Origin of the sequence: Lentibacillus songyuanensis (assembly GCF_039548255.1) — a bacterium.
Lineage (GTDB): Bacteria > Bacillota > Bacilli > Bacillales > Amphibacillaceae > Lentibacillus_C > Lentibacillus_C songyuanensis.
This window is the reverse complement of the sequence record NZ_JBCLVH010000016.1, coordinates 39209-53524: the sequence shown is the minus strand read 5'-3', so window position 1 is coordinate 53524 and position 14316 is coordinate 39209. Positions and strand designations below refer to the sequence as shown.

General features: G+C 38.7%; 19 protein-coding genes and 1 pseudogene. 2 read left to right on the top strand and 18 right to left on the bottom strand.

Annotated features, from left to right (window positions below; all coding sequences use genetic code 11):
* From WMZ97_RS15080 to WMZ97_RS15060, 5 genes are all read right to left on the bottom strand, one after another.
* A complete protein-coding gene (locus WMZ97_RS15080) occupies positions 1-270 on the bottom strand; it encodes a hypothetical protein (protein WP_343272917.1) in 270 nt (89 codons plus the stop codon).
* A 42-nt stretch (positions 271-312) separates the two neighbouring features.
* Positions 313-630: a hypothetical protein gene (locus tag WMZ97_RS15075; RefSeq protein WP_343272916.1), complete on the bottom strand. Its 318-nt coding sequence runs from the start codon at positions 628-630 to the stop codon at positions 313-315.
* Between the two features lie 44 nt (positions 631-674).
* Entirely contained in the window at positions 675-1091 is a 417-nt protein-coding gene (locus WMZ97_RS15070) for a hemerythrin domain-containing protein (protein WP_343272915.1), read from the bottom strand.
* A 227-nt stretch (positions 1092-1318) separates the two neighbouring features.
* Complete coding sequence (locus tag WMZ97_RS15065; RefSeq protein WP_343272914.1) at positions 1319-2287, bottom strand: P1 family peptidase; 969 nt, start codon at positions 2285-2287, stop codon at positions 1319-1321.
* Between the two features lie 212 nt (positions 2288-2499).
* Complete coding sequence (locus WMZ97_RS15060) at positions 2500-2739, bottom strand: indolepyruvate ferredoxin oxidoreductase subunit alpha (protein ID WP_343272913.1); 240 nt, start codon at positions 2737-2739, stop codon at positions 2500-2502.
* Between the two features lie 174 nt (positions 2740-2913).
* Between WMZ97_RS15060 and WMZ97_RS15055 the strand changes: the two genes are divergently transcribed.
* On the top strand, positions 2914-4113 hold the full coding sequence (locus tag WMZ97_RS15055) for a M14 family metallopeptidase (RefSeq protein ID WP_343272912.1): 1200 nt from the start codon (positions 2914-2916) through the stop codon (positions 4111-4113).
* A 29-nt stretch (positions 4114-4142) separates the two neighbouring features.
* Here the strand turns inward: WMZ97_RS15055 and WMZ97_RS15050 are convergent, their stop codons facing one another.
* From WMZ97_RS15050 to WMZ97_RS15000, 11 genes are all read right to left on the bottom strand, one after another.
* Entirely contained in the window at positions 4143-4700 is a 558-nt protein-coding gene (locus WMZ97_RS15050; RefSeq protein ID WP_343272911.1) for a histidine phosphatase family protein, read from the bottom strand.
* A gap of 209 nt (positions 4701-4909) precedes the next feature.
* The gene (locus WMZ97_RS15045; protein ID WP_343272910.1) at positions 4910-5116 is read right to left on the bottom strand and encodes a DUF6501 family protein; all 207 of its coding nucleotides are present in this window, start codon (positions 5114-5116) and stop codon (positions 4910-4912) included.
* Between the two features lie 58 nt (positions 5117-5174).
* Entirely contained in the window at positions 5175-6134 is a 960-nt protein-coding gene (gene msrB / locus WMZ97_RS15040) for a peptide-methionine (R)-S-oxide reductase MsrB (protein WP_343272909.1), read from the bottom strand.
* Positions 6135-6211: 77 nt separating this feature from the next.
* Complete coding sequence (vrrA, locus tag WMZ97_RS15035; RefSeq protein ID WP_343272908.1) at positions 6212-6811, bottom strand: VrrA/YqfQ family protein; 600 nt, start codon at positions 6809-6811, stop codon at positions 6212-6214.
* A 554-nt stretch (positions 6812-7365) separates the two neighbouring features.
* Positions 7366-7584, bottom strand: coding sequence for a YozE family protein (locus WMZ97_RS15030; protein WP_343272907.1), 219 nt, complete (start codon positions 7582-7584; stop codon positions 7366-7368).
* A gap of 13 nt (positions 7585-7597) precedes the next feature.
* On the bottom strand, positions 7598-8368 hold the full coding sequence (gene tatC, locus WMZ97_RS15025) for a twin-arginine translocase subunit TatC (protein ID WP_343272906.1): 771 nt from the start codon (positions 8366-8368) through the stop codon (positions 7598-7600).
* 82 nt (positions 8369-8450) lie between these two features.
* Positions 8451-8627 (bottom strand): twin-arginine translocase TatA/TatE family subunit, encoded by a 177-nt coding sequence (locus WMZ97_RS15020; protein ID WP_343272905.1) that lies wholly within the window; start codon positions 8625-8627, stop codon positions 8451-8453.
* A 20-nt stretch (positions 8628-8647) separates the two neighbouring features.
* Positions 8648-8854, bottom strand: coding sequence for a twin-arginine translocase TatA/TatE family subunit (tatA, locus tag WMZ97_RS15015; protein ID WP_343272904.1), 207 nt, complete (start codon positions 8852-8854; stop codon positions 8648-8650).
* Positions 8855-8971: 117 nt separating this feature from the next.
* On the bottom strand, positions 8972-9550 hold the full coding sequence (gene mobA, locus WMZ97_RS15010) for a molybdenum cofactor guanylyltransferase (RefSeq protein WP_343272903.1): 579 nt from the start codon (positions 9548-9550) through the stop codon (positions 8972-8974).
* 15 nt (positions 9551-9565) lie between these two features.
* Positions 9566-10057 carry a dihydrofolate reductase gene (locus tag WMZ97_RS15005; RefSeq protein ID WP_343272902.1) on the bottom strand — a complete coding sequence of 164 codons (492 nt, stop codon included), beginning with the start codon at positions 10055-10057 and terminating at the stop codon, positions 9566-9568.
* Positions 10058-10078: 21 nt separating this feature from the next.
* The gene (locus WMZ97_RS15000) at positions 10079-11038 is read right to left on the bottom strand and encodes a thymidylate synthase (RefSeq protein WP_343272901.1); all 960 of its coding nucleotides are present in this window, start codon (positions 11036-11038) and stop codon (positions 10079-10081) included.
* Between the two features lie 266 nt (positions 11039-11304).
* Here WMZ97_RS15000 and WMZ97_RS14995 point away from each other — a divergent pair, with 266 nt between their 5' ends.
* Positions 11305-12357, top strand: a complete 1053-nt coding sequence (locus WMZ97_RS14995) for a C40 family peptidase (RefSeq protein WP_343272900.1) — start codon at positions 11305-11307, stop codon at positions 12355-12357.
* Between the two features lie 190 nt (positions 12358-12547).
* On the opposite strand, the pseudogene WMZ97_RS14990 reads toward WMZ97_RS14995, so the two are convergent.
* Together WMZ97_RS14990 and WMZ97_RS14985 are read right to left on the bottom strand one after the other, a co-directional pair.
* Positions 12548-13402 (bottom strand): annotated as a pseudogene (locus WMZ97_RS14990) (RNA-guided endonuclease InsQ/TnpB family protein).
* Between the two features lie 138 nt (positions 13403-13540).
* Positions 13541-14146, bottom strand: coding sequence for a recombinase family protein (locus WMZ97_RS14985; protein WP_077706757.1), 606 nt, complete (start codon positions 14144-14146; stop codon positions 13541-13543).
* Between the last annotated feature and the right edge of the window lie 170 nt (positions 14147-14316).

The window sequence follows — 14316 nt, the reverse complement described above, 5'->3', positions numbered from 1 at the left end:
TCACCCTTCTTCATGTAATGAATCTATTGGATTGAAACGTTCTCCCAATATTTTAAATGTACCCGATCCTTCTTCCATTTCTTCAAGGAATATTCTTAATTCCGGGGCATTTGCTGCTACCAAAATTAAACGTTCCAGTGTGTTCATATCATTAATTTTGTAAATAGCATCAATAACCCCGGCAGGTACATCGCCGAATCGCATCCGGAGTACGGCAATCAAATCTTCTCGGTCCTGAACAAAATTTGCATCTTCTTCAAACATGAACATTGAAAATCTTTCCCTTCTTTGTAAGCAAGATTTCACTAAAACTCATACTTTCATCATTTTAAAGTAATCCGCAACCATGACTTCTTTGATCGTATCTACACTTTTCTGAACAAAATCAGTAATTTCGGTATCCATTTCATACATTTGCTTCGGCGTAAATACTTGGGATAAGTGATGTGAATATCCATTACCATAGTGAAGGACGATGCAATGATATGATTCTTCTTCTTTTACATTAATTTGTACATCATACGAGTGGACATGATAGTCTTCCAATTTGGCTGCAATATGGTTGTATAGCTTTGGAAATTGAATTCTTAGTGAACGTTCCTTGCTATTATTTTTATCCTCTTTCTCCAACGAATCTCACCTCCATGGATATGAAATATTATCTGATGGATTGCTTAATGATCAGGTAAAATTTTTTCTTCTGCTTGATTATGAAGCTGATCAACTAGTATTAAGGATTGAAATCGTTGAACAACAGTATCTGTAACGGTTCCTTCATCAAGTAAGGTTTTGATTTCTTTTGCCAATAGACGAAGCAAATCATGATCACGAGTTAGTTCAATAATCGAATTTTTGAGAGTAGGATCCGCTTCAGCTAATTCCTTGTATAATCCTTCTTCTTCTGAATCAGCATGCCGAAGTGTTCTTGTCTCCCAATGCTCCAGCGTAACAAATGCTACTTCCAGAGCTTTATCAGCATGTCCATCTTTAACGAGCCGATCAAGTAATTCTGTTAGTTCTGCCGCTTCATTTAATGCCGCTTCATGAATTGCGGCATGGCTGTCCGCATGTTTCAATGCAGGTCCTGACATAGTAATCTCTCCTTGGTTGGTATAGTAATGTAATCAAAATGATTTAATCGACTTTACCCGACAAGTAGTCAGCAAAAACTTCCAATTATCGGCTAACAATATAAGCATACCACGGTAAAAAACGTATAACAATACATCGTCACGCCTGTGTGATATGTGTCACGTTGTTACATTTTCGACATTATTTGTTCTGTATTATACGTAATATACTGTTTTTAGGTGTTGAGTTAGTGGCTGCGAACCCCTGTTGATGATGGAACGGAACCAGCACGATCAGCTTTTAAAACAGCATTCATCACAGCCTGCTCAACAACGCTTACTGCAAGCATGCTTAACAGATTAAGATCGGTTTGCACCTCGTTTGTTGATAAGGCAAACAATGTATCGCCATCTATAAATGTATGAGACGGTCGAATCGTTCGGGCAAATCCATCGTGACCAATCGAAGCAATTTTATTGGCCTCAGCCTTTGTAAGTTTCGCATTTGTGACAATCGTTCCAATCGTTGTATTTCCGGAAAAACGGTTGGTTGTTTGAGGCTGATGCTGTAGCTGTTTCTCGCTTATTAAAAATGCTTTCTTCTTTTTATCATAGGCCCCTGCCAGAATTTCATTTGTTGCTGGGTTAATAATATCCCCAAACGCATTCACCGCAACGACAGCCCCAATTTTCAGATCACCAATTTCGATTGCATGGACCCCAATCCCGCCACGCATAACATGCTCGTAGCCGCAGCATTTTCCCACAGTTGCTCCTATTCCGGCGCCAACACTACCTTCCGTAAACACTTCTTTTTTAAAGGCGCTTTCACACGCGGCGTAACCCATTTGTTTATCCGGACGTACCAATGGATCACCTGGATAAAGATCAAATAGAATCGCACCTACTACAATTGGCACCCGTGCTACCTGTACATCAAATCCAATATCGTGTTCCTCTAAAAAAGCCATCATCCCGCCACCAACATCAAGCCCGAATGCGCTACCACCAGAAAGAAAAACCCCATGTACCTCATCAACCAAATTCTCCGGTTTTAACACGTCTGTTTCCCGTGTACCAGGTGATCCACCCCGAACATCCACCCCGGCTACCGCACCACATTCACAAATAATCACTGTACAGCCTGTCAGCGCCTCGCTGTTATGAGTATGTCCAAAATGAAATCCTTTTATTTCCTCAATTGATATATTTTTCATATGATTCATCCTTTCTTTTTGGGTTAGTCCAATAGTGGGATGGAAAATGATAATGGAGATGTCAAGATCGTAAGCGTATTATCTTAGAAGCGGGTTCGTGTAACATAAGGAGAATGGTACCGTGGAAATGAATGGGTAACATATAACTTTGCCAACTTTGCAATTATTTGTAATACAACAAAGCCACTATAACATTATAGTGGCTTTGTTGCTTACCGATTTTCAAAAAATTGTCGATTTAGTTCGATATACTTCGTCTCTTCTTCCGGTACTTCATCTTCCATATATATTGCTTCAACGGGACACACCGCTTCACATGCGCCGCAATCGATACAGATATCTGGATCAATATAGAACATATCTTTACCTTCCTCTATACAATCAACAGGGCATACTTCCACACATTCGCCTGATTTTTCATTCATACAAGGGGATGTAATAATAAATGCCAAACGGATCTCCTCCTTCCTTATACCGATATATATGTACAAATCCATATCAATGTAAAATTTGTATACTAATATAGTACCGAACTACCCCAATTGTTTCAAGATTTTCGCTGAAATTCATTTTTCAAACATTTCATTCATAATATATTCAATAGATTGAATTAGGAGGGAAATCAGATGGAAGTGATAGTACGGCGCAATGATTCATTATGGTATTTTAGTCAGTTATTTGATATTCCGACACTTCTCATTGAAAAATCGAATCCAAAGCTTACTGCAAGCTCACTATCTGCTGGACAATGTCTGCAAATTCCTGGATATCGGTTACGAGAATATATCGCCTGCGAAAACGATTCATTGTGGGAAATTGCGAAACAACATCATCTTGCAATGGATGCACTGCTACTAGTAAATCCTTTTATCAAGTATTATACCATACAGGCCGGTCAACAATTGAACATACCAGAACGTATCCACCATCTTGTTGTACCAGATGGGGAATCTTATACATATGAAAAATTGGTAGATTCGATCGAGCAACTGATAACTATTTATCCGTTTATTCAGGCTCAATCCATTGGTCAATCGGTTATGGGAAAAGATTTAATGGAACTAACGATTGGGATGGGAGACAAGCATGTACATATTAATGGTTCATTTCATGCCAATGAATGGATAACCACCTCTGTTATCTTGAAATTCCTGAATCACTATGTACTAGCCCTCACTAATAATACGTCACTCAATGGAATTTTTATGTTGTCCCAGTACATGAACACATGTTTATCCATTGTCCCAATGGTTAATCCAGATGGGGTGAATCTCGTATTAAATGGCGCTGCTGCTGCTGGCCCCTATCAGGAAAAAGTATATCGCTTAAACCATAAACGAAATGATTTTTCCGGTTGGAAAGCAAATATTTCTGGTGTGGATTTAAATAAGCAATATCCAGCATTATGGGAAAAAGAAGCTGAAAGAAAACCGGTATTACCTGGTCCAAGGGATTTTCCAGGACAAACAGCGTTATCCGAGCCGGAGTCCATTGCGATGGCAGAATTGGCTAAACGAAAGAATTTTTCACAGGTAATGGCATTTCATACACAAGGAAAAGAAATATATTGGGGGTTTGCGGGATTAGAGCCTGCTTTTGCAGCGTGTATTGTTGATGAATATGCCCGGGTAAGCGGTTATCAGGCAGTTCGTCATTTAGATAATTATGCAGGGTATAAAGACTGGTTCATTAAAACGTTTCATAAGCCTGGTTTTACCATTGAATTAGGCAGCGGGGTAAACCCACTGCCGATTGAACAATTCTCTATTATTTATCGAGAAAGCCTTGGAATCATGCTCGCTCTTTTATATTTACCGGACAAATAACTAGAGTAAGCCTAATAAACATTATTTCTTTATATGTTACTATCCCATAAGCATTCAATAGTATGCGATTGGAGATCACTATTTATCACATAAACGTCAGGATTTCGCAGGTTTTTCCATTGCTCAAATCCAAAAGCGTCGTCAAATTGCTTTAATAACAACGCAATCAAATTACCATGGCTGACAATGATAACGTTTTTTAACGTATCATTAGCGTAAATGGTTTCCAGAACAGAATTGGCCCGTTTGATTGCATCATTTCCTGATTCGCCACCTGGTAAATTAAAACTAAGATCAGCAAACGAATGCTCCAGTACGTCAAGCCAATCGTCAATCGGCTGTTCACTTAAAATTCGCTCACGTAAATTTTCATTGACTTCGATTTTGGTACTAACCTGTTCAGCATATGGCTTGATGCTCTCAATCGCACGCAAATAAGGACTAGAAATAATTTTGTCGAATGTGATATTTTGTTTATCGAAAAAAGTTGAAAGTACTTGCGCTTGCCGAATCCCTTCATATGTTAATGGAGAATCCTTATGCTGTCCATCGGAAGCGCAATGACGTACCAAGAATATTCTTTTCATCCCATTCAGTCCTTTGCTAGACATTAAATTTGGTAAATCCTAGAATAATATAATATCATTAATTATAGCACTAGTTATATGGATAAGAAAGATTATTCCAACAAATTTATCATCATTACCATAATTTTAGTTGTTGCAATATTTACATGCAATGCTAATTGTTGACAAAATTAAATAAAATTATACCAGAAAAATAACAGGAGATCCTGTTATTTTTCTTCTTTAAAGTACGTTTTCAAATACCCACCAATCCGTTCACTATTATCAATAATAAAATAAAATTCATCGGTTTCATTTTTTACATCATATACTTTCCCAGGCGTCAGTTTGCGATGAACAATGAATTTTTTGGCGTCCGTGTGAATACAGGTGATTTGTTTGATTGTCTCCCTGTTTTCCCAATTAAGATGGATCATATAGCAACCTCTCCATTATCTTTTTTGGTTTACATAATGTTATTACCGTTAACTAATCTCAGGAAAATAAATACATATATTGCTGGTATCCTTCTTCTGCCATTTTTTCTTTTGGAATAAACCGCATTGCGGCAGAATTCATACAATAGCGCAAACCGCCATGCTCCTTTGGTCCGTCATTAAATACATGACCAAGATGCGAATCTGCATGTCTGCTTCGTACCTCCGTACGAATCATTCCATGTGACGTATCTGTGTTTTCCTTTACTTGGTATTTGTCAATCGGCTTTGTAAAGCTTGGCCAGCCACAGCCGGCATCGAATTGTTCCTTTGATGAAAATAATACGTCACCGGAAATAATATCAACGTAAATTCCTTCTTTTTCATTATTCCAGTATTCATTCTCAAAAGGTCTTTCCGTTCCATTTTCCTGGGTTACATGATACTGAATCGGTGATAATTGTTCTTTTAGGTTGTCTTTGTCATGCGGTTTATGCCAGTTTTGTTTGATAAAATCTGCCCTGCCAGATCCTTTTTTATATAAATTGTAATGAAAGGAATGTGTCTTGTAATAATGCTGGTGCTCTGCTTCAGCAGGATAAAAAGGTTTAGCGGGAAGAATTGGCGTGACGATTGGACGTGAAAATTTCCCGCTGTTTGCAAATTTTTGTTTGGAAGATTCTGCTATTTCTTTCTGTTCTTGATTATGATAAAAAATCGCCGTTTGATAGGATTCACCACGGTCATTAAATTGACCACCGGCATCAGTTGGATCAATTTGCTGCCAAAACGTTTCAACTAATTGTTCATATGGCATCAGGGTTGGATTAAACGTAATCTGTACGGCTTCCACATGCCCTGTTGTATGGGTGCATACTTCTTCATAGGTTGGATTTTGTGTTGTTCCGCCAGTATAGCCGGATACTACATTAATTACACCCGGGCGCTCATCAAATGGTTCAACCATGCACCAAAAACATCCACCTGCGAATGTAGCGAGTTGTTCGTTAGCTGCCATATTGATTACCTCCATATAATCATGATTGCTTTTATTTTTTCGTGTTTTTGTACAAAAATCAAGTAAAGTGTCTTGGTTTAAATATATAACAATGGCTTGGATTGCCCGGTAATGGTTTCTGCTTTTTTCTCTTTTTTAACGGATTCTTTCTGTTTTTCGGGCGTTTGATCTGAGGCGCTATGTTTATTGACATCGTTTGTTTTCACTGTTGACTTATCCGTTGTCTCTTCGGTTGTGTTTGATTCCTCATCGACATTATCTTTTTTAGCCGCATTATCTTCATCATCGGACTCTGAATCGTTAAATGCCTTCATCATCCGAAACATGGCAGGAATATTTTTTACCATTGGTCCATATTGTTGAACGACAGGAGCAGTTTGCTGCACCACTTTCAATACTTGTTGAACATTGTTCAGCGTATTGGTAAGTCCTCCACCAGTAGCAGCGGCTTGAGTTGGTATAGAAGCAGCTTGTTGCACACCTGCCCCGCCCCCGGATGGTAAAAATCTTCCGAGAATATTTTGCATAAAATTACCCTTTGGCGCAGCAACTGCACCTGGTGGTATACCTTGCCCCGGCAACATCATATTTCCCGGTGCACGACTAACAGGGCCAGGGAACATGGACATTTGGCTGGGAGGAAAGTTTGTTGGTGGCTGTTGAAATGGGAATGCCATTCTAATCCCTCTTTTCATCATATAGTATCTAGATTATTGTACGTATTTATGTGTGAAGAGTGTAGGCTGAATAAGAATAATATACCAAAAAGACAAAGCCCTTACGTTAGATAACGCAAAGGCTTGTCAGCAGCTTGTTTAATTCATGACTTCAGATGCAATGATTGATCCAAGTGCGCCAGGCAAAATCAACCCTAACAACATAACAGCAAACATGGTATCCCCTCTTTCGGAGTTTATACCTATAGTATAACGAATACAAGTATTAAGAATAGACAGGGGAGATGTCAATTTGTTGAATTATTATTGGCAATAATGGAGACGTAATATTTCCCGGGCAACCGCAAATTATAACAAATAAGCTTCTTTTCTTGGTGGTTTTTGTAAAATCGAAACGAATAATGGTATATGCCTGTTAGTACTTTCATTACGTTAGTATATACCGCAACGCTACACGATTTAATAAATTGATCAAACGTTTGTTTAACCTTTATCTGGAAATTTGCAGAATAAAAGCACTCCTGCGACACCTGGCCGGAGTGCTTTGAAAACATCTATGCTTCCTCCTGGGTATATAAATCCCATAACTTGTCAAACACCATCAATGCATTTGGAAATGGGCTATTCCATTCCAAATAGCTGCTAACTTCCGTATATGAGTTTGCCTGCTTTGGGAAATCATGATCATAAAACATCCAATCTGCCAGCCTGCTTTTGTCATCCGGCTGTTTCTTTCCACGGTATGTCATCATGTAATGATAAAACGTTCGCATTCCTTTTTCCTCCCTATTCCACCCCATCGTTTTCCATAAATTCCTGGTGTTTTTTCAGTTTTTTCCGATATACGATACTGGAGAAATAAATACTAACCTCATACAACAAAATAAGCGGAATGGCTACAACAATTTGCAGGACAAAATCCGGTGGTGTTACAATCGCCCCAATAATAATTAGTATGAAATAGGCATATTTTCTCGTTTTTCGCATGAATGCAGGAGTAAGGACGCCAATTCTAGTTAAAAACATGGAAACAATTGGGATTTCAAATAGAATAGCGAATGGGATCGTTACCCGTAATACAAATTTAAAATATTTATCCACCGTAAATAATTCGTTAAACATTCCATCATTTAATGACAGTAAAAACGGTAAAATCAACTTAACGAAAATGATATAGCCGAAAACCAGACCGGCGATAAATAATAGAAATGCTGCTGGTATGTAGACAACAGATGCTTTTCTTTCAACGTTTGTAAGACCTGGACGGACAAACAGCCATACTTGAAATAAAAGCACTGGGATGGTTCCAATTACAGCAATCAATCCAGCCATCGTAAAATAGATCCAAATAATTTCACCAGGACTAATAACGTTTAAATCGAATGGCAAATCGTTTACAAAAAAGCCGTAAATCTCTTTTACATAAATAAAGCCCAGGACAAAAAACAGTACGAAGAATACTGCGGTGACGATGATACGATTTCTGAGCTCGGATAAATGACCGGTAAAATTCATTTCCTTTTCCGTTGGTGATACAGATTGTTGATCTTCAGACATTGACTTACGCTCCTTCGTACGTTAGCACAAAAGAAGATGTAAGGTTTACCCCTACACCTTCTTCTTTTCCAGATTCTCCAAACTACTCTTTGTTATCCTTTTTCTCATCATCAGAGACAATATCTTTGGTTGCATGTTTAAATTCCTTTAGTGAGCTGCCAAAAGCTTTGCCAATTTCCGGTAGCTTCGATGGACCAAAAATAACCAATGCAACGATCAATATTAAAATCAGTCCTGGTAACCCGATATTGCTAAGCATAATTTATCACTCCGAATGATTTATTTCGATTCTTTCCCACTAATAATTTCTTTTGTTTCGTTTACCTCATCGGTTATATCACTAGTCAATTCACGAGTAGAATCTTTAAATGCACGTAATGATTGACCAGCAGCTTTGCCGATTTCCGGAAGTTTCTTGGGTCCAAAAATGATTAACGCAAGAATTACAATTAGTATTAATCCTGGTATCCCGATATTTGCAAGCATATGCCCCACCTCTTTATTATTCATTATACCGCTATTTCACTCAATTAAAATCCATTAGTTAAACATTCTTCAATATGTAACATAACTAGTTTAACACGGTGCTTCCAATTGGACAACCTATAGCTTTTTCGCCCATTCATATTGCTCCGGAAAGTTCATATTAAAAAAATGCTTTTGAACAGATGCTTCAGGAATGGTTCCGTAATCATTAACGTAGGTAACACGTAACGGATCAAATATGCGGTCTACCTTACGAATATCCTTATCCAGCTGTTGTTGGATAACGGGTAAGACAGTTTTTTTATATATTCCTGATAATGGGTTGTTTCGCTTATGATAGACAGGAATGACTGCTTCACTATCAGTTGACTGTTTGATTAGATGTCTGTACACCTGCTGATCAATAAACGGCATATCACAGGCAGCAAGAATATATAAATCGGCATCCTGGTGAAACAAAGCAGTCTCTATTCCGGCTAGTGGCCCCATTTCCAGGTACCTGTCCTGCACGATTGGCAGCTGAAGAAATGCATGTGCAGGAGGATCATTTGTAACAATTACGATTGTATCTGTAATTTTGCCCATTTCCTCAATAATATGTGTAATTACTGGTTTGTTTCTTAACGGGAGCAAGGATTTTGTCTTTCCCATTCTGGAAGATTTTCCTCCTGCCAAAATAACGCCACATGTCTTCATAAGCTTACGTTCTCCTTACCTTCGATCATATTGTAAGAAATAGAAATCATACGGATTTTTTTCATTTTTGTCCCCTTTTATCTTAGATGTTAATGACCATTCATCCATGGTGAAAATTGGAAAGTGGGTATCACCTTTAAAGGAGGCATCAATGTACGTAATGTACATACGATCGGCATGTTTCATCATTTGTTCAAAAATAGCTCCCCCGCCAATCACGAACAGTTCTTCCTCTGGATGCTGGTTATTCAAGTTTATTATCGTTTCCAAATCATTTAATACATACACATCTTCCGGAAATTCATCTTTATTGTGTCTGGTAAGCACATAATTTTTTCGATTCGGTAACGCTTTGCCAATCGATTCAAATGTCTTCCGGCCCATAATGATGGTATTCCCGGTCGTTAATTTTTTAAAAAACTGAAGATCATTTGGTAGATGCCACGGCAGTTCGTTATTCGAACCAATTATTTGATTCCGATCCATGGCAACAAGTAATGAGATCATTTGCCTTCTCCTCTCCTTCAATTAAACTGCTATAGGTGCCTTAATAGTTGGGTGGGGATCGTAGCCTTCTATTTCAAAATCAGTTAGCTCAAAGTCAAATATCGACTGTTTTTCGGGATTTATTTTTAGCGTTGGCAAGGATCTTATTTCCCTGTTTAACTGGATGTTTACTTGCTCCACATGATTGGTATAGATATGTGCGTCTCCCAATGTATGAACAAATTCCCCGACTTTGAGATTACACTCATGGGCAATTAGATGGGTCAGCAAGGCATAACTTGCAATATTAAACGGTACACCTAAAAAGATATCCGCACTTCGTTGATACAATTGGCAGGATAGTTCTTCATCTGCCACGTAGAATTGGAATAGTGTATGACACGGCGGCAATGCCATATTTGTCGGTACATCTTCCGGGTTCCAGGCTGTAACAATATGACGCCGTGAATCTGGATTGTTTCGAATCGATTGGATGACGTTTTTTAATTGGTCAATCGTTTCCTGCTTCGATGTTTTCCATGCCCGCCATTGTTTCCCATAAACCGAACCAAGGTCTCCATATTTTTTGGCAAATGTATCATCATTCAAGATATTTGCTTTAAAGCGAGACATTTGCTGCTGATATCGTTGATTAAATTCTGGGTCCTTTTGCGATCGATTGCCGAAATCGGCCATATCCGGTCCGTCATATTCCGGACTCTCCACCCATTGCTTAAAGGCCCATTCGTTCCAAATATTATTATTATGCTTCATCAAGTAACGAATATTGGTATCGCCATGGATAAACCAAAGCAACTCACTTGCTATTAGCCGAAATGGTACCTTTTTGGTTGTTAACAGAGGAAATCCATCCCGTAAATCAAATCGCATCTGGTGACCGAACACGGACTTGGTCCCCGTGTTGGTACGATCGTTTTTATCATTACCGCTAGTTAAAACGGTTTTACACAAGTCTAAATACGCTTGTTCATTTTTCAGCATGTTGTTACTCTCCCTTTACCAATAATACTTGTCCATAATCTGTTGCTAGTCCACGTCCCACCCGGACAAATCGTTAATGAGCAGCCACGACGTCAATTACTATACCGAATTGGCTGTCGTTCAAAACCTTACATGCATCGTCATTCTTTTGGGTGCTTTTTACACTGATCTTCTGCTTTTTTCCATTGTAACATAAACGTAAACTCGATTAGCTCATAAACCACCTATTTCTACATAAATCTGTTTACAGGGAAGGTGGTTATTATATGTTAAACGTACTGCCGGAGCAAGTAATCAAACAATCCGTTTTATACGGTTTTGTATTGAGTCAGCCTCTCGCTGTTTATGTTGATGCATATCCTGTTTTGCAAAATAAACTTCTGATTGAAGCGGGGTCCGTACAATATGGCGAACATGGTGAAACCGTCCGCGTCGTACAACAAAAACTGAATCTATTGGCTTACTATGATGATCGTTTAGATGGAGACTACGGTATTCTTACTGAGCACGCCATAAAAATGTTTCAGCACGACAATCACGTTCCAGTAACCGGGCAGACCGATATCCAAACCATACATACATTAATTGAAGCTGAGAAAGCCATGTATATGAAAGAAATCAAACAGCTATCAGGAGCGATTTATCCAGGTCAGCACAATGACGATGTAAAAATTGTCCAGCATGCATTACATTATTTTGGTTATTATGAAGGGGAACTGGATGGTATTTATGGGCCTTTAACGAAAAGAGCCTTGGAAACAGCTGAACAAGAGCTGGGTATTGAACTAACGAATAAGGTTACCAAACATTCCCTTACCACGTTATACGAACAAGCAAATGAAGATAAATCTGCCATCCAGGAAAAAAGTAAGCATCAGCCAACACCTGAGAAGCACTCAACTACCAAACGTAAAACCGATAAAAACGAAAATGAAGTAAAGCATGTTAACGTAAAAAACACAAATAACCAAGAAGTCGTGCAAACAGCTAAAGCATATATTGGTACGCCTTATGTATGGGGTGGGGAAACTCCAGATGGTTTTGATTGCAGCGGTTTTATTCAGTATGTCTACAATACACAAGACATTACAGCCCCCAGAACAGTAAGTGACATGTGGAATTTCGCCGCTTCGGTAGACCGTCCTTCTGTTGGGGATCTGGTATTTTTTGAGACCTATAAACCTGGTCCGTCGCATATGGGAATTTATCTGGGTGATGGAAAGTTTATCCACGCTGGTGAATCCCATGGCGTGGAAATCAGTGAGATGGGTAATCCCTATTGGGAAGGAAAATACATCGGTGCCAAGCGGATTATGTGAATCGACATCACTATTTTAGCTTACTGTGAATGACCCCACCTTACCATCCTATCGGAATGCTTGAAGATGGGGCTTCCTGTTTTCACAGACCCTTGCATCTTAGGGGATTCCCAAGACGTCTTACATGGTCTCCACAGGCTTTTTTATACTGTTCGGACACAACCTTGCCCTACAGTTTTTCGTCTTTTATTTAGCTGAAGGCTGCCATCTGATCCAATCTCTCCATCCCTTTACGCAAAATGTTCACACTTGCATTGTGGTCGCGGTCCATGATGGTTCCACATCTCTTGCAAATATGGGTGCGAATAGAAAGCGACTTCTTTACTCTGGTCCCACACGTGGAACAATCCTGTGACGTAAAGGCGGGATCGATTTTTAACAAGAGACCACCATTTCTCTCGCATTTATAGGCAAGCATATTTCGGAACATGCCCCACCCGGCGTCAGTTATGGATTTTGACAACCGTTTATTCGTTACCATATGACGAATGTCAAGATTCTCCAAGACAATGACGGAATAGTCTTTTGCCAAATGGTAGCTCAATTTATGTAAAAAGTCTCTTCGCTGATTCGCTATCTTTTCGTGAAGAGAACGGACTTTGATCACTGTTTTCAGATAATTTGCTGATCCGCGTTTGGATAATTGCAACTTGCCATTTTCCACAAAAGATGTTGCGTAACGATGATGGGTGTTCGGTTTGAAGCCAAATTGTGGGAAAGTCATGCTGTTGTAGTCCTTGTATTTCTTGAGTTTGGGATAGTTTGCTTCTTTTCGAAAAAATTTGATATAGGCATGGTCGAGTCGTCGAAATACTTCTTGTAACACTTGTGATGGTACATCTTTTAGGAATTCTCATTTTCCTTTGTCTTGTTTCAATTGCTTTTGGATGTCGAAACGACTATATGTTTCCTTCGATTGGTTGTATTTACGCTGTTTGTCCAAAAGTGCAGAATTATATGTTTACCGGCAATAGGAAAGCAAGCATTCCAGTATATTGATTTGTTCGGGTGAAGGAAAGATTTCATATTTATAGTTTAGTAACATGAATGCACCTCCTAACTCTGATTATAGATCATACGTTCGGGGGTTTCAAGTATTTTGTTGAAGGGTGTTTTTGCCCAACCCCTCGAAAAGGCCCATTTCAAAACAATCAAAAAATATAACCCCTAATACATTCAGACATTAAAGATTCGCTTCATACTCTTTGACCCTTCTATAAAACGTGTTGCTTTTCATGCCCACTCGTTTCATGGCTTCGACTGCCGTGATTTTATTGTGTTTCCATTCGGGATAAACAGCTTTAAAGGTATCATCGATCTTATGTTTTTTCCTCCCGAACTTTACACCATTTTGCTTAGCAATTCGAATGCCTTCCTCTTGTCTTTCTCTTGTTCGTTTGCGTTCATCCTCAGCCATGTAACTCAATAATTGCAGGATTAAATCGGAGATCAAGGTTTCAAGACCATCCAAGTCTTTATATTTCATTGTGTTAAGCAAAGGCATATCTAACACGGCAATATCAATTTGCTTGGTTTTGACGAGGTCTTGCCATTCGTCCAAAATCATTTGTTTATTACGTCCCAGTCGATCCAACGATTTGATATATAAAGCGTCTCCTTCTCGAAACATTCGTTTCATCAATTGGTACTCAGGCCTCTTAAAGTCTTTACCGCTCGCTTTGTCTACAAATATATATTCCTCTGGAATGCCAATGTCTTTGGCAGCTTCAAATTGCCTTTCTAATGATTGATCTTTGCTGCTGACTCGTGCATAAAAAAAGGATCTCACGATGTCCCACACCTTCCCTAAATGAATGATTGATTTCTTAGATGATATATAGAAAAACTTATATAACTATTATAGATTTGTTTCAAAATATCTACAAGTTTATAGACATGTTTCAAAATGATTTATGTTATACTTATGACATATAAAACAACGATAAAAGGACTCTTTCA

Excerpts from the sequence above, each read along its gene's own strand:
- tatC (WP_343272906.1), bottom strand. The coding sequence starts at position 8,368 with ATGTCTGAAGATCAACAATCTGTATCACCAACGGAAAAGGAAATGAAT.
- WMZ97_RS15065 (WP_343272914.1), bottom strand. The coding sequence starts at position 2,287 with ATGAAAAATATATCAATTGAGGAAATAAAAGGATTTCATTTTGGACAT.
- WMZ97_RS15080 (WP_343272917.1), bottom strand. The coding sequence starts at position 270 with ATGTTCATGTTTGAAGAAGATGCAAATTTTGTTCAGGACCGAGAAGAT.
- tatA (WP_343272904.1), bottom strand. The coding sequence starts at position 8,854 with ATGCTTGCAAATATCGGGATACCAGGATTAATACTAATTGTAATTCTT.
- WMZ97_RS15020 (WP_343272905.1), bottom strand. The coding sequence starts at position 8,627 with ATGCTTAGCAATATCGGGTTACCAGGACTGATTTTAATATTGATCGTT.
- WMZ97_RS15005 (WP_343272902.1), bottom strand. The coding sequence starts at position 10,057 with ATGATCTCATTACTTGTTGCCATGGATCGGAATCAAATAATTGGTTCG.
- WMZ97_RS15045 (WP_343272910.1), bottom strand. The coding sequence starts at position 5,116 with ATGATCCATCTTAATTGGGAAAACAGGGAGACAATCAAACAAATCACC.
- WMZ97_RS15050 (WP_343272911.1), bottom strand. The coding sequence starts at position 4,700 with ATGAAAAGAATATTCTTGGTACGTCATTGCGCTTCCGATGGACAGCAT.
- WMZ97_RS15030 (WP_343272907.1), bottom strand. The coding sequence starts at position 7,584 with ATGCGAACGTTTTATCATTACATGATGACATACCGTGGAAAGAAACAG.
- mobA (WP_343272903.1), bottom strand. The coding sequence starts at position 9,550 with ATGAAGACATGTGGCGTTATTTTGGCAGGAGGAAAATCTTCCAGAATG.
- WMZ97_RS14995 (WP_343272900.1), top strand. The coding sequence starts at position 11,305 with ATGTTAAACGTACTGCCGGAGCAAGTAATCAAACAATCCGTTTTATAC.
- msrB (WP_343272909.1), bottom strand. The coding sequence starts at position 6,134 with ATGGCAGCTAACGAACAACTCGCTACATTCGCAGGTGGATGTTTTTGG.
- WMZ97_RS15000 (WP_343272901.1), bottom strand. The coding sequence starts at position 11,038 with ATGCTGAAAAATGAACAAGCGTATTTAGACTTGTGTAAAACCGTTTTA.
- vrrA (WP_343272908.1), bottom strand. The coding sequence starts at position 6,811 with ATGGCATTCCCATTTCAACAGCCACCAACAAACTTTCCTCCCAGCCAA.
- WMZ97_RS15055 (WP_343272912.1), top strand. The coding sequence starts at position 2,914 with ATGGAAGTGATAGTACGGCGCAATGATTCATTATGGTATTTTAGTCAG.
- WMZ97_RS15070 (WP_343272915.1), bottom strand. The coding sequence starts at position 1,091 with ATGTCAGGACCTGCATTGAAACATGCGGACAGCCATGCCGCAATTCAT.